The 20388-nt window shown below is 68.2% G+C and carries 18 protein-coding genes and 1 tRNA gene; 8 read left to right on the forward strand and 11 right to left on the reverse strand.

Features of this window, described 5'->3' with window-relative positions; genetic code table 11:
• Positions 1 to 59: 59 nt before the first annotated feature.
• From IG98_RS0129895 to dnaA, 10 genes are all read right to left on the reverse strand, one after another.
• A tRNA-Ile gene (locus IG98_RS0129895) sits at positions 60 to 133 on the reverse strand.
• Between the two features lie 137 nt (positions 134 to 270).
• On the reverse strand, positions 271 to 771 hold the full coding sequence (locus tag IG98_RS49185; RefSeq protein ID WP_342666859.1) for a DUF3566 domain-containing protein: 501 nt from the start codon (positions 769 to 771) through the stop codon (positions 271 to 273).
• Positions 772 to 1061: 290 nt separating this feature from the next.
• Complete coding sequence (gyrA, locus tag IG98_RS0129905) at positions 1062 to 3593, reverse strand: DNA gyrase subunit A (RefSeq protein ID WP_030919604.1); 2532 nt, start codon at positions 3591 to 3593, stop codon at positions 1062 to 1064.
• 31 nt (positions 3594 to 3624) lie between these two features.
• Positions 3625 to 5568, reverse strand: coding sequence for a DNA topoisomerase (ATP-hydrolyzing) subunit B (gene gyrB / locus IG98_RS0129910; RefSeq protein WP_084195759.1), 1944 nt, complete (start codon positions 5566 to 5568; stop codon positions 3625 to 3627).
• A gap of 299 nt (positions 5569 to 5867) precedes the next feature.
• On the reverse strand, positions 5868 to 6329 hold the full coding sequence (locus IG98_RS0129915; RefSeq protein WP_037971633.1) for a DciA family protein: 462 nt from the start codon (positions 6327 to 6329) through the stop codon (positions 5868 to 5870).
• 82 nt (positions 6330 to 6411) lie between these two features.
• Positions 6412 to 7587 carry a DNA replication/repair protein RecF gene (gene recF, locus IG98_RS0129920; protein ID WP_030919615.1) on the reverse strand — a complete coding sequence of 392 codons (1176 nt, stop codon included), beginning with the start codon at positions 7585 to 7587 and terminating at the stop codon, positions 6412 to 6414.
• A 213-nt stretch (positions 7588 to 7800) separates the two neighbouring features.
• Entirely contained in the window at positions 7801 to 8745 is a 945-nt protein-coding gene (gene gnd, locus IG98_RS0129925) for a phosphogluconate dehydrogenase (NAD(+)-dependent, decarboxylating) (protein WP_030919617.1), read from the reverse strand.
• Positions 8746 to 8777: 32 nt separating this feature from the next.
• Positions 8778 to 9533 (reverse strand): 3-keto-5-aminohexanoate cleavage protein, encoded by a 756-nt coding sequence (locus IG98_RS0129930; RefSeq protein ID WP_030919621.1) that lies wholly within the window; start codon positions 9531 to 9533, stop codon positions 8778 to 8780.
• Entirely contained in the window at positions 9533 to 10672 is a 1140-nt protein-coding gene (gene dnaN / locus IG98_RS0129935; RefSeq protein WP_030919625.1) for a DNA polymerase III subunit beta, read from the reverse strand. The genes IG98_RS0129930 and dnaN overlap by 1 nt, the downstream gene beginning before the upstream one ends.
• Positions 10673 to 11242: 570 nt before the next feature.
• The gene (gene dnaA, locus IG98_RS0129940) at positions 11243 to 12973 is read right to left on the reverse strand and encodes a chromosomal replication initiator protein DnaA (protein ID WP_030919627.1); all 1731 of its coding nucleotides are present in this window, start codon (positions 12971 to 12973) and stop codon (positions 11243 to 11245) included.
• A 533-nt stretch (positions 12974 to 13506) separates the two neighbouring features.
• On the opposite strand from dnaA, the gene rpmH reads away from it, so the two are divergent.
• The 8 genes from rpmH to IG98_RS0129965 all read left to right on the forward strand — a co-directional run bounded on the left by rpmH (position 13507) and on the right by IG98_RS0129965 (position 18948).
• Positions 13507 to 13644 carry a 50S ribosomal protein L34 gene (gene rpmH / locus IG98_RS49190; RefSeq protein WP_010849920.1) on the forward strand — a complete coding sequence of 46 codons (138 nt, stop codon included), beginning with the start codon at positions 13507 to 13509 and terminating at the stop codon, positions 13642 to 13644.
• Positions 13645 to 13704: 60 nt separating this feature from the next.
• On the forward strand, positions 13705 to 14127 hold the full coding sequence (rnpA, locus tag IG98_RS49195) for a ribonuclease P protein component (RefSeq protein ID WP_281178549.1): 423 nt from the start codon (positions 13705 to 13707) through the stop codon (positions 14125 to 14127).
• Positions 14127 to 14399, forward strand: a complete 273-nt coding sequence (gene yidD / locus IG98_RS49200) for a membrane protein insertion efficiency factor YidD (protein ID WP_084195764.1) — start codon at positions 14127 to 14129, stop codon at positions 14397 to 14399. The genes rnpA and yidD overlap by 1 nt, the downstream gene beginning before the upstream one ends.
• Before the next feature lie 4 nt (positions 14400 to 14403).
• Positions 14404 to 15354, forward strand: a complete 951-nt coding sequence (yidC, locus tag IG98_RS0129945; RefSeq protein ID WP_030919630.1) for a membrane protein insertase YidC — start codon at positions 14404 to 14406, stop codon at positions 15352 to 15354.
• A gap of 35 nt (positions 15355 to 15389) precedes the next feature.
• Complete coding sequence (locus tag IG98_RS0129950; RefSeq protein WP_051753172.1) at positions 15390 to 15893, forward strand: Jag family protein; 504 nt, start codon at positions 15390 to 15392, stop codon at positions 15891 to 15893.
• Positions 15894 to 16083: 190 nt separating this feature from the next.
• Positions 16084 to 16779 (forward strand): 16S rRNA (guanine(527)-N(7))-methyltransferase RsmG, encoded by a 696-nt coding sequence (gene rsmG / locus IG98_RS0129955; RefSeq protein WP_030919636.1) that lies wholly within the window; start codon positions 16084 to 16086, stop codon positions 16777 to 16779.
• Positions 16780 to 16975: 196 nt separating this feature from the next.
• Positions 16976 to 17902, forward strand: a complete 927-nt coding sequence (locus IG98_RS0129960; protein WP_037971634.1) for a ParA family protein — start codon at positions 16976 to 16978, stop codon at positions 17900 to 17902.
• Positions 17903 to 17973: 71 nt separating this feature from the next.
• On the forward strand, positions 17974 to 18948 hold the full coding sequence (locus IG98_RS0129965) for a ParB/RepB/Spo0J family partition protein (protein ID WP_030919641.1): 975 nt from the start codon (positions 17974 to 17976) through the stop codon (positions 18946 to 18948).
• 375 nt (positions 18949 to 19323) lie between these two features.
• On the opposite strand, the gene IG98_RS0129970 is transcribed toward IG98_RS0129965, so the two are convergent.
• Positions 19324 to 20382: a threonine aldolase family protein gene (locus IG98_RS0129970; protein ID WP_030919644.1), complete on the reverse strand. Its 1059-nt coding sequence runs from the start codon at positions 20380 to 20382 to the stop codon at positions 19324 to 19326.
• Positions 20383 to 20388: the final 6 nt, after the last annotated feature.

Below are 20388 nucleotides of genomic sequence, written 5' to 3' on the forward strand. Positions count from 1 at the left end.
GCAGTACCCGTTGCAGCAAAAAGCCCCGGAGCTTGATCGCTTCGGGGCGTTTAACGAGGTGGGGCTACCAGGACTTGAACCTGGGACCTCTTCCTTATCAGGGAAGCGCTCTAACCGTCTGAGCTATAGCCCCTCAGCGCACGAACGGCCCCGCACCCGCTTCGCGGAGGCGAACCCGTCCGTTCGAACTGGGAAAAGCTTACCCTGTTTCGGCACCTGCTTGCGCCATGTCCCCGACTGCGGAAGGACGGAGACATGGCTCAAGATCGGCTATTCGGCCTCGCTGAAAGTGACCTCCACGCCACCGACCAGGTCGGAGGCGACGTTGTAGATCACCGCGCCGAGGGTGGAGAGTGCGGTGATCAGCACGACGTTCACCGCGCCGATCAGGGCGGTGTAGCCCAGGATGCGGACCGGCTCGAACCAGGAGGCGACGTCGACGCCGCTGGTGGCCTTGCCGTCGGCGGTCGTCAGCTGGTTGACCGTCTGGATGATGTTGTCGAACACCCCAAGCCCTGACAGCACCATGTAGAGCACCGCGACCGCGATGAACAGCACCACGAAGCAGACCAGTGACACCACGAAGCTGAACTTCATGGCCGACCACGGCTCGACCCTGCGCAGCACCAGGTGCGCCTTGCGGGGCGACCTGGGAGCGGGGATGTCCGAGGGCTTCCTGCCAGGCGCGTCCAGTGGCGGTTGGGGCGACGACAGGCTTCCGGGCGACCAGGGCTGCTGCCCCGCCGGTGGACGGTTCTGCTGCCCCGCCACCGGCGGAGGCGATGAGGGTGACTGTAACGGCGGCGCGGATGGAGGTGGGGATCCTGGACGGATCCGCACCGTGGTCTCGGCCTGCTTGCCGTCCTCTGTGGTCGTCACTTTTTTCCTGCCCTTGGGGTCGTCGGCTACCGATTCATCGGTTTCCGGCGCGGGCGCGCTACCGTTAACCGGTGACGAGGCCGCTTCGACGTCTTTCGTCTCAGCGGTCTTGTCTATTTTCTCCGTCACCTGGTCACGTGTCGATGAGGAGGCGGGGCGCGAGCCCGGCTCGCCCTGAGAACTCACGGGTTATCCCCTTCCGCGTTCTCCTCTGTCTCCACCGGTACCTCGGCGTTTTCCTCTGTCTCCAACGACTCCGCGTTGCGGGCCAGAGCCACGACGCTGTCCCCCTCTGCGAGATTCATCAGTCGAACCCCCATCGTCTGGCGGCCCGACTGCTTGATCTCCCCGGCGCTCGTCCGGATAACCCCTCCGGCGGACGTGATCGCGAAAACCTCGTCCTCGGGCCTGACCATGACCGCGCCAACCAGCTTGCCACGGGCGCTAACAATCTTGGCGGTCAGGACACCCTTTCCGCCCCTTCCCTGGATCGGGTACTGATCCACGGGGGTGCGCTTGGCGTATCCGCCCTCGGTGGCGATGAGCACGTTGTCGCCGTCGGCGATCCGGTTCATCGCCAGGAGCTCGTCACCCTCAAGGAAGCGCATGCCGATCACACCGCTGGTCGCCCTGCCCATCGGGCGCATGGCCTCATCGGAGGCCGTGAAGCGGATGGACTGGGCACCGCGGGAGACGAGCAGGAGGTCGTCCTCCTCCGACACGAGCCTGGCGGCGATCACCTCGTCATCTTCGCGCAGGTTGATCGCGATGAGGCCACCCGTGCGCGGCGAGTCGTACTCGGACAGGCGCGTCTTCTTCACCAGGCCACTGCGGGTGGCCAGCACGAGGTAGGGGGCGACATCGTAGTCACGCAGGTCCAGGACCTCCATGACGACCTCGTCCGGCTGCATGGCCAGCAGGTTCGCCAGGTGCTGCCCGCGCGCGTCGCGGCCGGAGTCGGGGAGCTCGTAGGCCTTGACCCGGTAGACGCGGCCCTTGTTCGTGAAGAACAGCAGCCAGTGGTGCGTCGTGGTGACGAAGAAGTGGTCGACGATGTCGTCCTGACGCAGCTGCGCGCCCCGCACACCCTTGCCTCCGCGCTTCTGCGCCCGGTAAAGATCTGTGTGGGTTCGCTTGGCGTAGCCGCCGCGGGTGATCGTGACGACCATGTCCTCCTCGGCGAGGAGGTCCTCGATGGACATGTCGCCCTCGTAGGCGATGATCTCGGTCCTGCGCTCGTCGCCGTACCGCGCGGTCAGCTCGGAGAGCTCGTCCTGGACGATCGTGCGCTGCCGCTCGGGCGAGGCGAGGATCGCCTGGTACCCGCTGATCTGCGTCATCAGCGAGTCGTACTCGTCGGTGATCTGCTGGCGCTCCAGAGCGGCCAGCTTGCGCAGCTGCATGTCGAGGATGGCCTGCGCCTGGATCTCGTCGATCTCCAGAAGCGCCATCAGGCCCCCCTGGGCGGCGGACGCCGAGGGCGACCGCCGGATCAGGGCGATGACCTCGTCCATCCGGTCGAGTGCCTTGAGCAGCGCACGCAGGATGTGCGCCCGTTCCTCGGCCTTGCGCAGCAGGTAGCGGGTCCGGCGGACCACGACCTCGATCTGGTGGGCCACGTAGTAGCGGACGAACTGGTCGAGCCTGAGCGTGCGCGGCACGCCGTCGACCAGGGCCAGCATGTTGGCGCCGAAGGTGGTCTGCAGCTGGGTGTGCTTGTAGAGGTTGTTCAGCACGACCTTGGCGACCGCGTCGCGCTTGAGCACGATCACCAGGCGCTGGCCGACGCGTGAGGAGCTCTCGTCGCGGACGTCGGCGATGCCGGTGATCCGGCCGTCCTTCACCGACTCGGCGATGGTCAGCGCGAGGTTGTCCGGGTTGACCTGGTAGGGCAGCTCGGTGACGACCAGGCACTGGCGGCCCTTGGCGTCCTCCTCGACCTCGACGACCGCCCGCATGGTGATCGAACCGCGGCCGGTCCGGTACGCGTCGTCGATGCCGCGCCGGCCGACGATCAGCGCGCCGGTGGGGAAGTCGGGACCCTTGACCCGGGCGATCAGTGCTTCGAGGAGCTCCTCGTCCGTCGCCTCGGGGTTCTGCAGGGACCAGACGATGCCCGAGGCCACCTCCCGCAGGTTGTGCGGCGGGATGTTGGTGGCCATGCCGACCGCGATGCCCGCCGACCCGTTGACCAGCAGGTTGGGGAAGCGCGAGGGCAGGACCGTCGGCTCCTGGGAGCGCCCGTCGTAGTTGGGGATGAGGTCGACGGTGTCCTTGTCGATGTCGCGCAGCATCTCCATGGCGATGGGCGCGAGCTTGCACTCGGTGTAGCGCATCGCCGCGGGCGGGTCGTTGCCCGGCGAGCCGAAGTTGCCCTGCCCGTCGACCAGCGTGTAGCGCAGCGCCCAGTGCTGGGCCATCCGCACCACGGTGGCGTAGATCGACGCGTCACCGTGCGGGTGGTAGGAGCCCATGACGTCACCGACGACGCGAGAGCACTTGAAATAACCGCGGTCGGGCCGGTAGCCGCCGTCGTACATGGCGTACAGAACCCGGCGGTGCACCGGCTTCATGCCGTCGCGGACGTCCGGCAGCGCGCGCGAGACGATGACCGACATCGCATAGTCCATGTAGCTGCGCTGCATCTCGGACTGGATGTCGACCGGCTCGACGCGGTCTACCGGAGGGCCGGGCGGAGTGTTGACTTCCGTCACAGGTCAAGATCCTTTTCTGGTACGGCTACCGCTACACGTCGAGGAAACGGACGTCCCTGGCGTTCCTGATGATGAAGGAGCGGCGCGCCTCGACGTCCTCACCCATCAGCACGCTGAACAGCTCGTCGGCCTGGGCCGCGTCGTCGAGGGTGACCTGCAGGAGCAGGCGGGTGTCGGGGTTCATGGTCGTGTCCCAGAGCTGGCCGGCGTTCATCTCGCCCAGCCCCTTGAAGCGCTGCACGTTGTCACGGGGCCGGGGGTCGGGCTTGCCCGCGTCGATGCCGGCCTGGATGACCACGTCGCGTTCCCGGTCGGAGTAGGCGTAGGAGGCGTCGTCGCCCTTGCGGTCCCACTTGATCTTGTAGAGCGGCGGCTGGGAGAGGTAGACGTGCCCCGCCTCGATCAGCGGCCGCATGAAGCGGAACAGCAGGGTCAGCAGCAGGGTCGTGATGTGCTGGCCGTCGACGTCGGCGTCCGCCATCAGGATGAGCTTGTGGTAGCGGAGCTTGGTGATGTCGAACTCGTCGTGCACGCCCGTGCCCATGGCGGTGATCAGCGCCTGGACCTCCTGGTTCTGCAGGACCTTGTCGATCCGGGCCTTCTCGACGTTGAGAATCTTGCCGCGGATCGGAAGGATCGCCTGGAACTTGGAGTCGCGCCCGCCCTTGGCCGAGCCACCCGCCGAGTCACCCTCGACGATGTACAGCTCGCACTTCTCCGGATCGCTCCACTGGCAGTCGGCCAGCTTGCCCGGCAGACCGGAACCCGACTCCAGCAGCGACTTGCGCCGGGTCAGGTCACGGGCCTGGCGGGCCGCGAGGCGGGCACGGGAGGCCTGCAGGGACTTCGTGATGATGTCCTTGGCCTCACCGGGGTTGCGCTCGAACCAGTCGCGCAGGTGGTCGTTGCATGCCTTCTGGACGAACGACTTGGCCTCGGTGTTGCCCAGCTTGGTCTTGGTCTGGCCCTCGAACTGCGGGTCGGCCAGCTTCACCGAGATGATCGCGGTGAGACCCTCGCGGATGTCCTCACCCGCGAGGTTGTCGTCCCTGCCCTCCTTGAGGAACTTCTGCTCGCGCGCGTAGCGGTTGACGATGGACGTCAGCGCCGCGCGGAAGCCCTCCTCATGGGTGCCGCCCTCCGCGGTGTTGATCGTGTTGGCGAAGGTGTAGACCGACTCGCTGTACGAGTTGTTCCACTGCATCGCGATCTCGACCGCGATGCCGTCTCCGTTCTCCTCGAAGTCGATCACCGATACGTGGGTGGGTTCCTTCTTGGAGTTGAGGTGCTTGACGAAGTCGGACAGACCGCCCTCGTAGTGATAGCTGACCTCTCTGGGGTCATCCTCGATGAACTCGGGGCGCTCGTCCCTGATGGAGATCGTCAGGCCCTTGTTGAGGAAGGCCATCTCCTGAAAGCGGCGCGCGAGAGTCTCGAAGTGCCAGGTCGTGGTCTCGAAGATGGTCCCGTCGGCCCAGAAGGTGATCGAGGTCCCGGTCTCGTCGGTCTCCTCGCCCTTGATCAGGGAGGTGGTGGGCCGGGTGTCGACATAGGTCTGCCGCCAGTGGTGGCCGTCGGTGCGGATCTCCACCTCCAGCCTGCTGGACAGCGCGTTGACGACGGAGACGCCCACGCCGTGCAGTCCTCCGGAGACCGCGTACGACTTGTCGTCGAACTTGCCGCCCGCGTGCAGCACGGTCAGCACGACCTCGACCGCGGGACGGTTCTCACCGGGAACGTTGCCGACCGGGATGCCTCGGCCGTTGTCGACGACCCGTACGCCGTTGTCGGCGAGCAGGGTGACCTCGATCCGGTCGGCGTGCCCGGCCAGGGCCTCGTCGACGGAGTTGTCGACCACCTCGTAGACGAGGTGATGGAGACCGCGCTCACCGGTGGAGCCGATGTACATACCGGGACGCTTACGGACCGCCTCAAGTCCTTCGAGAACAGTGATTGAGCTAGCGTCGTAGGACAAGTGCGAAATCCTCCTGCCGCGGACACGCGGCAGGGAGACAAACCTGTAGCCCCGCCGTGCCCGTCACCGTCGTGAATGCCCCGATGCGTCCACCCAGGGGAGCCGGCACACGCGCCGGGGGTGACACGCAAACGGACGTGTCCGGAATTCGATTTCATTCTAGCGGCTCAGAGCACATCATGTGGCATTGACGGCCCCTGGAATGGCCTGTCGCGTGACGATCATCGTCTTGAACATCCCCCTACGGGGGCGGGGTTCGTCGCGCCAGAAAGGCTGCTGATCCGTTTCTGAGCGCCGAGTCAGCCGTATGTGTCGCCCGGACCGCGGCTTCCGGTGACGCGCAGACCACCGCTGGAGCGGGGACCGTTCTGCGGTCCACGGACCTTGACCCGTTGCACCGTTCCGTCCCCTAGCTCCTCATTCAACCTTCTCACCAGGGTCCTTGCCAGCAGACGTACCTGGGTGGCCCAGGCGGTGGAGTCCGCGACGACCACGACCTCGCCCTCCGCGAAGGTCTCCGGCCTGGTGTGGGCCGCCATGTCCGGGCCGACGATCTCGTGCCAGCGGCCGAAGACCCCGCCGATCGCGGCGGGCTGCTGCCAGCCCCGGTCGGCGAGCAGGTCGGCGATGGCCCTGCCGAAGAGCTGGGGATCACCCGCGTCCCTGCGCGGCCCGGACGCCCTGCGGCGCGGCTCCCTGCGGGGGAGCTGCCCTCGTCTGGCGGCGTCCGACTTGGCCTGGGCCAGCTTCTCCCTGGCCATCGCCGCCCCCTTGGCGGCCGCGCTCCTCGCCGATCCGGGAGCCGTGGCGTCCGCCCCGTCACCGCTCGATCCAGGCGCTGAGTCATCGGGCACGGGCCACGCCTCCCTCTGTCACGTCGAACCGGCCTCCGGCCAGTTCCTTCGGCACGTCGTCGGGGACCGCGGCGGTGATCAGCACCTGCTCGGCGGGGGCGACCATCTCGGCCAGGCGGCGCCGGCGCCTGTTGTCCAGCTCGGCGAAGACGTCGTCCAGGATCAGGACCGGGTCGCCGCCGTCGGCCCTGAGCAGGTCGTAGGCGGCCAGCCTGAGCGCCAGCGCGTACGACCACGACTCGCCGTGGCTGGCGTAGCCGCGCGCGGGCAGCTCCCCGAGCCCGAGGAACAGGTCGTCGCGGTGCGGGCCGACCAGGGTGACCCCGCGTTCGAGCTCGGCGGCGCGAACCTCCAGCAGGCCGGCCCGCAGCCGCGCCGCGAGTTCGGCGCGGTCGGTGCCGCCGTCCGTCGGCAGGGTGCCGCGGTACTCCAGCCTCGCGGGGGCGGAGTCGGGCGCGAGCGAGGCGTACGAGGCGGCGACCAGGGGGCGCAGCGTCTCGACCAGCTCCAGCCTGGCCGCGAGCAGCTCGGCACCGTGCGTGGCCAGGTGGGCGTCCCAGACCTCAAGGGTGCTCAGCGGGTCTCCCGCCCCGGCCTCGGCGAACGCCGCGTCGCTCTCGGCCCGCCGGGTACTCCGGCCGCGTCCCCGCCGGGCCTGCGCGGCCGTGCGCAGCAGGGCTCCACGCTGCTTGAGCACCCTGTCGTAGTCGGCGCGCACGCCCGCGAACCTGGGCGTCCTGGCCACCAGGAGATCGTCGAGGAACCGGCGCCGCTCGGAGGGGTCGCCCTTGACCATGGAGAGGTCCTCAGGCGCGAACAGGACGGTGCGCAGCAGGCCGACGACATCGCGCGTGCGGGAGACGGGCGAGCGGTTCAGCCTGGCCCTGTTGGCCCTGCCCGGGTTGATCTCCAGCTCGATCAGCGCGCGCCGGTCGTCGCGGACCACCACCGAGCGTACGATCGCCCGCGCCGCGCCCTGCCGGACCAGCGGCCCGTCGGCCGCGACCCGGTGGCTGGCCTGCGTCGCCACGTAACCCAGCGCCTCGACCAGGTTGGTCTTTCCCATGCCGTTGGGCCCGACGAAGGCCGTGACCCCCGGCTCCATGCCGAGATCGACGGTTTCGTAGGACCGGAAGTCGGTCAGGGAGAGATGGGCGACATGCACCCCAGGAAGATTAGTCGGCCCCGTCCGTCACCGTGGCCCGCGGCGCCCGCACGGGGCGCGAGCCGTGCGGGCGCCCCGTGGAAAAAAGCCCCACGCCCGAGGAGCCGGCGCCGCGTTCTCGACGGAGGTCGCGAACGCGGCGCCGAGGCTGCCGGAGCGGCCTTCCCGAGCCGGGAGCCGTGGTGGACCCGCGTTCTGGACGGGAACGCCGTACTAACCGGCCGCCTCGACCGGGGGGGTGACGTCGGCGCCGGGGGAGTCGGCGCCCTTGGCCACCGAGCCCGCCCTGGAGGTGACCGCGTGGCCGCCGAACTGGTTGCGCAGGGCCGCGACGACCTTCATGGCCGGCGAGTCGTCCTGGCGGGAGGCGAACCTGGCGTACAGGGCGGCGGTGATGACCGGCAGCGGGACCGCGAGGTCGACAGCGGCCTGGACCGTCCAGCGGCCCTCGCCGGAGTCCTGCGCGTAGCCCTCGAGCTGCTCCAGGGAGGGGTCCTCCTCAAGTGCGCGGACCATCAGGTCGAGCAGCCAGGAGCGGATGACGGTGCCCTGCCGCCAGCTCTTGAAGGCGCCGGGCACGTCGGTCACGATGTCGGAGGCCTCCAGCAGCTCCCAGCCCTCGGCGAAGGCCTGCATCATGCCGTACTCGATGCCGTTGTGGACCATCTTGGCGAAGTGACCGGCACCGATCCTGCCCGCGTGGACGAAGCCGTCCCCGCCCTCGGGCTTGAGGGTCTCGAAGATCGGCATCATCCGCTGGACGTCGGCCCCGTCGCCGCCGACCATGAGCGCGTAGCCGTTCTCCAGTCCCCAGACCCCACCGCTCACGCCGCAGTCGACGAACCCGATGCCCTTCGCGGCGAGAGCGGCGCCGTGCTTCTGGTCGTCGGCGTAGTGCGAGTTGCCTCCGTCGATGAGGAGGTCACCGGGGGCCAGCACCTCGCCGAGCGCCTCGATCGTCGCCCGGGTCGGTTCCCCCGAGGGCACCATGACCCACACCGCTCGCGGCGTCCGGAGCCGCTCCGCGAGCTCCTCCAGACTGGAGACGTCGCTGACCGTGGGATCGCGGTCGTAACCGACGACCTCGTGGCCGCCGCGGCGCAGGCGCTCGGCCATCCTGCCGCCCATCTTGCCCAGCCCGACCATGCCGATCTGCATACGAGCACCCCCTTCAGGGTTTCATCGTTCACCTACGTCAGACGTGCCCGCGCGAGCCTCACCAGCTCGGGGTTCCCGCCTACCGGATCACCCGTGGGGCCGTGGAGGACGTCCTCCAGGCCGATGCGCGTGGCCAGCCCCAACTGCCCTGCGGAGTCCAGGAGAATCCAGGTCGGCTCCTCCTCCCCGTGGAGCAACCGGGGTCCCGGTACGCCGAGCTCGGCGAGGCGGTCCAGGACCGCGTGCGCCCGGAGGACGGCCGTGTCCGCGGGGCCACCGAGGATCTCGACGAGCACCCGGGCGCACTCCAGTCCGCTCGCGGCGAGCGCGTCGGCGTCGTCCGCGGACCAGACCCCGGCCTCCACGTCCACTCCGAGCCGCCGCAGATCATGCCACAGGTCCCGGAAGCCGGGTTCCGAGAGATTCACGGACGCGAAGTCCGGCAGGTCGCCGGGGGCGAGCGCGGCCCAGCCGCGGACGGCCTCGCGCCGCGCGTCCACATCCCCGCCGGTTATCCACAGCCCCGTGCTCACCCCCACCGGGAGCCCGGGGCACGCCGCGCGCACCGCGCGCACCGCCGCCCCGATGTGGACGGCGCTGAGAGACTCGCTGCCCCCCTCGTCGCGCGGATGCATGTGCACAGCGTCCGCACCCGCCTCACGGGCCTCACGGGCCGCCTCAGCGAGCTCCAGAGGGGTCAGGGGGAGGGCCGGGTGGTCGCCGGGCCTCCTGGCGCCGTTCAGGCACGCCTTGAGCCACGGTGTGCCCGAACGGGGCACTCCCGTCATCAGCTGGAGAGCCGGATGGGCATGATCAGGTAGCGGTAGTCGGGAACCTCTCCGTCGTCCACAGGCTTGCCGCCGGTGAGGATGGCCGGCTTGGTGGACGTGGTCATCTGCAGACGGGCCACGTCGGAGTCGATCGCGCCAAGGCCCTCCAGCAGGAACTGGTGGTTGAAGGCGATGTTGATGTCCTCGCCCTCGAACTCGACGGGGAGCACCTCGACGGCCTGCGCCTCGTCGCCGCTGCCCGCCTCCAGGACGACCTCGTCGCCGCGGAAGGCGAGCCGTACCGGCGTGTTGCGCTCTGCGACCAGGGCCACCCGCTTGACGGCCTCGACGAAGGCCGCCGTCGGCAGCTGCGCGCAGGCGGAGAACTCGGTGGGCAGCAGCGAGCGGTACTTGGGGAACTCGGGGTCGAGCAGCCGGGTGGTGGTGCGGCGCCCCGCGCTGGAGAAGCCGATCATGCCCTCACCGGTGCCTCCCGCGGAGCTCATCGCGATCTCGACCTCGGCGCCGGTGCCACCCAGGGCCTTGGCCGTGTCCGCGAGGGTCCTGCCCGGGATCATCGCGATCGCCGAGAAGTCGGGCTGGTCCGGCTGCCACTTCAGCTCCCGCACGGCGAGGCGGTAACGGTCGGTCGCCGCGAGGGTGACCGTGTCCCCCTCGATCTCCACGCGCACGCCGGTGAGCATCGGCAGGGTGTCGTCCTTGCCCGCGGCCACGGCGACCTGGCTGACGGCGGAGGCGAACACGTCGCTGCCCACCCGACCGGCGGCCGGCGGCATGGTCGGCAGCGAGGGGTAGTCCTCCACGGGCATGGTCAGGAGGGTGAACCGGGCGCTGCCACAGGTGACGACCGCCTTGGCGCCCTCCACGACGAAGTCCACAGGCTGCGCGGGAAGCGCCCTGGTGATCTCGGCGAGCAGCCTGCCCGAGACGAGCACCACGCCCGCCTCTCCCGTCTGCAGTTCGAGGGTCACCTCGGCGGAGACCTCGTAGTCGAAGCCGGAGAGTTTGAGTTGCCCGCCCTCAGTGACCTCAAGACGCATGCCGGCCAGCACCGGCACGGAGGGACGCGCCGGCAGGCTGCGCGCCGTCCATGCGACCGCCTCAGCGAGCACGTCTCGGTCGACCCGGAACATCACGTGGATCTGCCTCCTGTGTATCGAGCGCCGTCCGCTCGGTGCCTGGGGTTCAAGTGTTCACTGTCTTGAGCCTGCGCTCTCCCGGAACCCCTCTTATGGCTCTTGGGTTTCCTAGTAGAGATACAAGTGGCCATCGTATTAGGGGGTGTGGATACTGTGGAAAGCCATCGTTTCCGCAGGTCAAGTGCGGTTTTTTCATCCACCGGGGCTGTGGGTGCCAGTTGTGGACAACTCTTGGGGCTGGGGAGAACCGCAGAGTACCCACAGGCCGTCCCCAGATTCGGTGCGCTCTGTCCACCGGTTATCCACGAGGTTTCCCCAGGTTATCCACCGGGTATGAGGTCGGTTTGTCCTTGTGGAAAACTCTCTTCACAGGGCGTCCCCAGGTTGTCCACGGGTTACCCACAGGTTGTCCCCAACTTCTCCCCAGAGTTGTCCACAGTTCCGAACAGGGTTCGGACCGGCTCGTTTGCTGATGATCATGAGTGGACGTCCCGGGGCCTTTCCCGCCCCCGCGAGTCGTTGATCCACAAGGTTTTCCACAGCCTGTGCATCACGGGGTGAAAAACCTCATCCATTGCGGGACTGCTGCTTGATCCTGGTGGTGAGTTCGTTGACCTGGTTGTAGATCGAGCGGCGCTCGGCCATCAGGGAGCGGATCTTCCGGTCGGCGTGCATGACCGTGGTGTGGTCCCGGCCACCGAACTGCTGGCCGATCTTCGGCAGCGACATGTCGGTCAGTTCCCGGCACAGGTACATGGCGATCTGGCGGGCGGTGACCAGGACGCGCGAGCGCGACCCGCCGCACAGGTCGTCGATCGACAGGCCGAAGTAGGCGGCGGTGGAGGCCATGATCGTGGCGACCGTTATCTCCGACCCGGCGTCCTCGGTGATCAGGTCCTTGAGCACGACCTCGGTGAGCTGCAGATCGACCGACTGCCGGTTGAGGCTGGCGAACGCGGTCACCCTTATCAGGGCACCCTCCAGCTCGCGGATGTTGGTGGAGATGCGGCTGGCGATGTACTCCAGCACCTCGGGCGGCGCGGCCAGGCCCTCCTGGATCGCCTTCTTGCGCAGGATCGCGATCCGGGTCTCCAGCTCGGGCGGCTGGACATCGGTGATCAGGCCCCACTCGAACCGGTTACGCAGCCGGTCCTCCAGCGTGACCAGCTGTTTCGGCGCCCGGTCGCTGGAGATGACGATCTGTTTGTTGGAGTTGTGCAGGGTGTTGAAGGTGTGGAAGAACTCCTCCTGCGTCTGCTCCTTGCCCTCCAGGAACTGGATGTCGTCCACCAGCAGGATGTCCACGGCCCGGTAGCGGCCCCGGAAGTTGTCGGCCTTGTGGTCGCGGATGGAGTTGATGAAGTCGTTGGTGAACTCCTCGGAGCTCACGTACCGCACCCGCGCGCCGTCGTACAGGCTCTGGGCGTAGTGGCCGATCGCGTGCAGCAGGTGGGTCTTGCCCAGACCCGAGTCGCCGTAGATGAACAGCGGGTTGTAGGCCTTGGCCGGCGCCTCGGCCACCGCGACCGCGGCCGCGTGGGCGAACCGGTTGCTGGAGCCGATGACGAAGGTCTCGAAGGTGTACTTCGGGTTCAGCCGGGCGGGCTCGCCCTGCGTCCGGCTCCCGCGGCTGTCCCACCTGTTCTGTACGCCGCCCCCGCCGGGCACCGCGGACGCGCCGCGGTCGAAGGAGTCGGGCTCGGGACGCGGCGAGGGCGCGGTGTAGCCGCCGCGGTTGTATCCGGGGCTCGGTTCCCCCGGCGCGGGAGCCTGGGGCGGCTCCACGGGACGGTACTGCTGGGAGGATTCCTCGCCCTGCTGGTAGGGGTAGGAGAACGGCTGGGCCTGTGGATATTCGGTGGACGGCTGGGCGGCCGGATTACCCCCCTGATAGGGAGGATGGGGCACCGAACCCCCGTGGTGCTGAGGATTGGTCGGTTGTGCATAACCCTGCTGGGCCCCGCCGGCCTGTGCATAACCCTGCGGCTGCGCCTGGGGATAAGGGTCCTGACGGGAGGCGAGCCCAGGCTCGGGACCCGCCGCGCTGGGGTCGACCATGACCGCCACCCGCATCGGACGGCCGAACTCCTGGGAGAGCGCGTGACTGATAAGCGGACGAAGCTTGTTCTCCAGAACATCTCTGGCGAAATCCGTGGGTGCGGCGAGCACCACCGTGTCGTTCATGAGGCCGAAGGGCCGGGTCATGTTGAGCCAGACCCGCTGCTGGGACGGGACGTTCTCGTTCAGAGAGTTCTCCAGCGCCCTCGCCCAGACCGCGCTGAGGTCCGTTCCGTCCATGGCTCGGCTCCCCTCCTCCCGACGCGGCCCCCGCTGGCCTACCGCGATCTGTTTATCCACATCGATGGCCGCCGGAAGCACCGGATCTCGCCGTTGTCCACACGCCGGGCGTCTCGTGGCACCTTCGTGGGCACCGTCCGATATCCACACCGAATCCACAGGCTGTGCACAGTCTGTTACCCGCGGTCCGACGCGTCCTCGCAGTGGAGAGAGGGTTTGGAAGGGCCGAAGGTAGCCCTGTCCACAGCTGTGTACAAGACGTTGTCCACAGCCTAGTGGCAGTACGGGGGGGACAGAGTGCACATCCTGTGGACGGCGGGGCGCCGGTGGAAAACGTGCCTGTGGAAAGGTGGATAACCTGTGTTCGCGTGCTCCAGGATGTTCTCCGGTTTGACCTGGGACGCGCCTGCCCCGTAACGTACGACGGTCGGCTTGCCACGCGGCGGCTATTTCGCATGCCCCGCATCTGGCAGGCCAGCCACTGTCGAGCGTCCCCATGTGCTGGGGATGCGTCTTGAGCCTGGAGCCCACTCGTGAGCAAGCGTACTTTCCAGCCGAACAACCGCCGTCGTGCGAAGACCCACGGCTTCCGGCTCCGCATGCGCACCCGCGCCGGCCGTGCCATCCTTGCCGCTCGCCGTCGCAAGGGCCGCGCCGAGCTCTCCGCCTGACGTATCCGTTGCGCCCGGTCCGCCGGGCCAAGGCAGCGAGCCCGTCGCCCGTCGGCAGCGATGCCGACGGGCGACAGGCGTACCTGCCCAGGGTCACGAAGGTCTCTCGTGTTGCCGTCCGGGTCCCGCATGCGCCGGGGCGACGATTTCGCCGGCGCGATCAAAAGGGGAAGCCGAGCAGGCCGCCCCACCCTGGTCGCGCATTTTGGCATGCGCGCCGACACTGACGATCCTCCCCTGGTCGGATTCGTGGTGAGTCGCGCCGTGGGAGGCGCGGTCATCAGAAATCGGGTCAAACGTCAGTTGCGACACCTCATGCGAGACCGTCTCCACCGGCTTCCGCGAGGTAGCCTGCTTGTTGTACGCGCCAATCCACCGGCCGCGTCCGCGCGAAGCGAGCGCATTGCCGCCGAACTCGATGTCGCGCTGGATCGTTTACTCAGGCGGCTAGAGCCCCGGGGGGCTCGCATGGATGGGCGATGATGACGGCGCAGCAGATCGCCGGGATTTCTCCGGCTGCCAGGGTCCTGATGGCTCCGATCCGGTTCTACCGGGCCTTCGTGAGTCCTTTGCTGGGCCCCCGTTGCCGTTTCCACCCCTCGTGCAGTGCCTATGGCCTCGAAGCCGTGGCTGTTCACGGCGCGCTACGCGGCACATGGTTGACGATCCGGAGAATCGGGCGTTGCCACCCATTCCATCCCGGAGGCTTTGACCCGGTTCCCCCGGGCCGGTCCGACGAAACGCAAGGGAGCTAGCTCGGTGGAGCTGTCCTGGCTGAACTGGCTTTACACGGCCGTCGCCCAAGTAATCACCTGGATTCACGAGGGTTACAGCGCCTTCATCCCGAGGAACAGCGGGCTCAACTGGGCGCTGACCATCATCACGCTCACCGTGCTGATGCGGCTGTTGATCTTCCCGCTCTTCCTCAAGCAGATGCGCTCCTCGAAGAAGATGCAGGAACTGGCGCCAAAGGTCCAGGAGATCCGCAAACGCTACAAGAACGACAAGCAGCGGATGAACCAGGAGGTCATGGCGCTGTACCAGGGGCAGGGCGCCAACCCGCTGGGTGGCTGCCTGCCGATCCTGGCGCAGTTCCCGATCTTCATCTCGATGTTCACCGTGCTCCAGGCCATGGCCAACAGCCCGGTTCCCAAGTTCGGCATGACCCAGCAGCTGATGGACAGCGCCAGGGCGGCCCACATCTTCGGCGCGCCGATCCCGGCGACCTTCTTCACCGATGCGAACGACATCATCGCGCTGAATGCCGACCCCATCGTCACCAAGGTCGTTCTCGCCGTCTTCGTGGCGATCAGCTCGCTGACCACCTTCCTTACCGTCCGGCAGAGCGTGACCCGCTCGATGGCCCAGATGCCGGACAACCCGATGGCGCAGCAGCAGAAGATCCTGATGTACGTCTCGCCGCTGTTCGCCGTCTTCTCGTTGAACTTCCCCCTGGGCCTGATCCTCTACTGGGTCACCACGAACCTCTGGACCCTCGGCCAGCAGCACTGGTTCTACAGCCGCAACCCCTCCCCGGTGGTCGACGCGAAGGGCAACGTCACGACCCCCGAGCCCAAGCCGAGCCTGCTGAGCAAGGTCAAGAAGACCGCCCCCGAGCCCGAGGCGCCGTCGGCGCCGGAGCCCAAGGTGGTCCGTCAGCAGCCCACCCGCCAGCCCCGCAGCAAGCGGACCGGTAGCAAGAAGTCCTGACGTCTCATCCCGACAGCACGAAGGAGTGGCCGGACGTGACCGAGGCCGAGGCCGAGAGGGAGCCCGTGAAGACGGCTCCCGATCTCGCCGCCCTGGAGCAGGAAGGCGAGATCGCGGCGGATTACGTCGAGGGTCTGCTCGACATCGCCGATATCGACGGTGACATCGACATGGATGTCGAAGGTGATCGTGCCGTGGTGTCGGTGGTGGATATCAAGGGCGGTGATCTGGTCGGCCCCAACGGCGAGGTGCTGGAGGCCATCCAGGAATTGACGCGTCTCGCGGTCCACCGCCAGACGGGTGAGCGGTCGCGCCTGATGCTCGACATCGGTGGCTACCGCGAACGCCGCCGGAGCGAGCTGAGCGAGCTAGGCACCAAGATCGCTGCGGACGTCAAGCGGGATGGCGAGCCCAAATCGCTGCAGCCGATGACCCCGTTCGAGCGGAAGATCGTGCATGACGCCGTCGCGGCGGCGGGCCTGCGGAGCGAGTCCGAGGGCGAGGAGCCCCGCCGTTTCGTGGTGGTCCTCCCCGCATAGTGACGGCGGACGGGCAGAGGCCGCCGCCCCTGGTTCTTCCAGGGGCGGCGGCTTTTTTCGTGGCCTGTTCCGTACGATGTCGGCGGTGGCATACGAGTTTGGGACCCGCGCCGTGCGGTGCCGTCGAGGCGGGCCGTTAGCCTTAAGACCGGCCTGACCCAGACATTTCCGAGGGAAGAGTGAGCGTCGAGTGAGTGACCAGATCCCTGAGCCGCCCGCGGTCGCGCACGAGGTGTTCGCCGGTGACGCCTGGGCCAGGGCGGAGGCGTTCGCGGAACTGCTGGCCGGTCCCGGGGTGGTGCGCGGGCTGCTCGGCCCGCGGGAGGTGCCGCGCATCTGGGACCGCCACCTGCTCAACTGCGCGGTGGTCGCCGAGGCCGTGCCCGCAGGCGCGCGCCTGGTCGACATCGGTTCCGGCGCCGGACTGCCAGGCCTGGTCCTGGCGATCGTACGGCCGGACATCACCGTCACCCTCCTGGAGCCGCTCCTTCGTCGGACGGTCTTCCTGGAGGAGTGCGTGGAGTCGCTGAAGCTCGACAACGTCGAGGTGTTGCGCGGCCGGGCGGAGGAGTTCGCGGGCAGGCGGGAGTTCGACGTCGCCTCCGCCCGCGCGGTGGCACCGCTCGACCGCCTGCTGAAATGGGCGCTTCCTCTCCTGCGTGAGGGGGGCGAGCTGCTGGCCATGAAGGGCGAGCGCGCCGCGGAGGAATTGGCGGACGCCGAACGGCAATTGCGGTCGAGTGGGGTTCAAACCGCTGAGCTCACCTCGGTCGGGCACGGTAAGGTCGAGCCGCCCACAACTCTCATCCGGGTGGTCGCCGGTCGAGCTCCAGAAGGAGCGCGGAAGACCGCTCGCCGGAAGGATCGCGCCTCGCGAGACAGGTAGTGCGAGGCCAGTAGACAAACCGAGCAAAGTGAGCACGAGGCCAGTGGACGACCGTACAGGTGCGATTGCCAGCGCGACGAGCGGTCTCGGCTGGCCCGAGGATCCGGCCGCTTTGCCCCATGGACGCCTTTCCGGTCTGGGTTGGCCGGCACCGGCTCCCGGTGCCGTAGTCAGGCCGGTTGAAAGGACGACGACCGTGACCCAGACCCCCCTTAATCCCGGCGACTCGCCGCTGGTACGAGAGGCACTCAGCTCAGTGGTTTCACGTGAAACATCGACCCGGAAGACCGCCTCCGCGCCCGGAGGTTCCACCGGGGTCCGAGACGGAGATTGGCCCCGCCCTCCCAAAACCCGGATCTTCACCGTCGCCAACCAGAAGGGCGGCGTCGGTAAGACCACCACGTCGGTCAACCTGGCGGCGGCGCTGTCCATGCATGGCCAGCGGGTGCTCGTGGTCGACCTCGACCCTCAGGGCAACGCCTCGACGGCCCTGGCCGTCGAGCACCGCGGCGACGTACCGGACATGTACAAGGTGCTGGTGGAGGACCTGCCGCTCGCGGAGGTGGTGAAGGAGGTCCCGGACATGCCGGGTCTCTACTGTGCTCCCGCCACGATCGACCTGGCCGGCGCCGAGATCGAGTTGGTCTCCATGGTCGCCCGTGAGGCTCGCCTGCAGCGCGCGCTGACCGCGTACGACGCCGTTGAGTTCGACTACATCCTTATTGACTGCCCTCCCTCGCTCGGCCTGCTCACCGTCAACGCGCTGATGGCCGCCAACGAGTTGCTGATCCCCATCCAGTGCGAGTACTACGCGCTGGAGGGTCTTGGGCAGCTGTTGAGAAACGTGGATCTGGTCCGCGCCCATCTGAACCCCACGCTTGACCTCTCCACCATCCTCATGACGATGTACGACGGACGCACCCGCCTGGCCTCCCAGGTGGCCGACGAGGTCCGCTCCCACTTCGGCGCGACGGTGTTGAGCACGTTGATCCCGCGGAGCGTGCGCGTCTCCGAGGCCCCGAGCTACGGTCAGTCGGTCATGACGTACGACCCGGGCTCCAGCGGCGCGATGGCCTATATGGACGCCGCTCGTGAGATCGCTTATCGCGGTGTGGCCGTATGAGTACCGCGAACCCCGTGGCCGTGGCCGCGGACATGCCAGTGAGGGCGACATCTTGAGCCTCGGGAGGGGCAGTGAGTAAGCAGCCGAGAGGGCTAGGCAGGGGACTGGGGGCCCTCATCCCGACGGGCCCGGCCATCGTCACCGAGACACCCGTGTCGATGACCGTGACGATGGTCGCCCCGGAGCCGGTGGTGCCGGAGCAGTCCGGCCCCAAGCCGGTCGCGGGTGCCTACTTCCTTGAGATCCCCGTCGACGACATCGCGCCCAACCCGCGCCAGCCCCGCGACATCTTCGACGAGGAGGCACTGAAGGAGTTGGCCGCCTCGATCGGCGAGGTCGGCCTGCTCCAGCCGGTCGTGGTGCGTGCGACCGGCGAGGGGCGCTACGAGCTGGTCATGGGCGAGCGCCGCTGGCGTGCTTCCAAGCTCGCCGGTCTCTCCGAGATCCCCGCGATCGTGCGGAGCACCCAGGAGGACAAGCTCCTGCTCGACGCGCTCATCGAGAACCTCCAGCGCGAGCAGCTCAACGCCCTGGAGGAGGCGGCGGCCTATCAGCAGCTGCTCGACGACTTCGGCGCGACCCACGAGCAGCTCGCCACCCGCATCGGCCGCTCCCGCTCACACGTGACCAACACACTCCGTCTGCTGAAGTTGCCGCCAGGTGTGCAGCTCAGTGTCGCGGCCGGCACGATCAGCGCGGGTCATGCGCGGGCCCTGCTCCGTCTGGACGACCCCGCCGCCCAGGAGCATCTCGCCCGCCGGATTGTTGCCGAGCTGCTGTCGGTCCGCGCGGTCGAGGAGATCGTCGCCGTGGGCGACGCGAAGGCGGCCCCGGCACCGGCTCCGCGAACCCCTCGGGCGAAGCCCGCCGAGGAGCCTGCCCTCCGGCAGCTGGCAGACCGTCTCTCCGACCGCTTCGAGACCCGGGTGAAGGTCGACTTCGGCCGTCGTAAGGGCCGCATCGTGGTGGAGTTCGCGACCATCGATGATCTGGAGCGCATCATCAGCACGATGGCCCCGGGATCGCTGCAGGCGCACGAGGGGTGATTTCCGGCAGGACTCGTGAACGCGAGGTCAATGACGTCCCGTTGTGAGCCGGTGAATCCCGAACCTTTCCCGAACGGCCTCCCTGTTTCACGTGAAACAGGGAGGCCGTTCTCGTGTTCCCGACGCCATCCCGCCCGCCGCCCCTCCTTGGCCGTCGTAGGCCACCGCGACGGTCGGGTGAAGCCCTCGGTTCGGCGTGCTTCGCCGCACGCGCACGCGAGGCCTCAGGGCCGCACGGTTCGCCAGGCGTTCCGGCCTGGACGCCGGCACGACCCTCTGCCGCCGCGACGGAGGCGGCGCCGTTTCACGTGAAACATCGAAGGAACACCGAGGTTCGGATGTGGGAGCGGCCGTTTCACGTGAAACGGCCGTCACTCAGGGGCCGGTCGCCCCCTGGACGGCGAGCCGGATGTCGGCGACGAAGGTGTCGACATGCTCGGGGTCGGTGTCAAACGAGGTCACCCAGCGGACCACGTTCTCGGTCGCGTCCCAGACATGGAAGAGGTAGCGCTGCTGCAACTCCGCGATGACCTTCTCCGGGAGGATGGGGAAGACCGCGTTGGACTGCACCGGGTAACGCAGGGAGACGCCGGGGAGGTCTGCGATGCCCTCGGCCAGGCGGTGAGCCATGGCGTTCGCGTGGGCGGCGTTCTCGCGCCAGAGGTCGTCGCTGAGGAGCGCGGTGAGCTGGGCGGAGACGAAGCGCATCTTGGAAGCGAGCTGCATTCCCTGCTTGCGGAGGAACGGTGTCGGGGCGTCCAGTTCGGGGCGGAGGACCACGAGCGCCTCGGCGCCCATGGCGCCGTTCTTGGTGCCGCCGAAGCTGAGCAGGTCCACGCCCGCGTCCGTGGTGAGAGAGCGGAGCGAGCAGCCGAGTTCGGCCGCCGCGTTGGCCAGCCGGGCGCCGTCCATGTGCAGGAAGAGGCCATGCGCGTGCGCGAACTCCGCGAGCTCGGCGACCTCGTCGGCGGTGTAGCAGGTGCCGCACTCGGTCACCTGGGAGATGGAGATGACCCTGGGCTGGGAGTGGTGCGCGTCCCCCAACACGGACAGCTGATCCCGGATGTCATCCACGAAGATTTTGCCGTCATCGGTGGGGATGGTGACCAGCTTGACACCGAGCACGCGTTCGGCCGCGCCGCACTCGTTGGTGTTGATGTGGGCGGTGACCGGGCAGAGCACCGCGTCGTACGGCCGCAGCGCGAGCCCCAGCCCCACGACGTTGGCTCCGGTGCCGTTGAACATCGGGTAGACGGTCGCCTGGGGGCCGAACTCGGCGCCGAAGGCGTCTTCCATCGCGGCGGTCCAGACATCCTCGCCGTAGGCGGGGGCGTCTCCGGTGTTCGCTTCGAGGACGGCGGTGAGGACCGCGGGGTGCACGCCCGCGTGGTTGTCACTGGCGAAGCTCTTGGGAAATGGGGTGGAGGTCAGCACATGGCC

The sequence above is a fragment of the Streptosporangium amethystogenes genome, from assembly GCF_000721075.1.
Lineage (GTDB): Bacteria > Actinomycetota > Actinomycetes > Streptosporangiales > Streptosporangiaceae > Streptosporangium > Streptosporangium amethystogenes.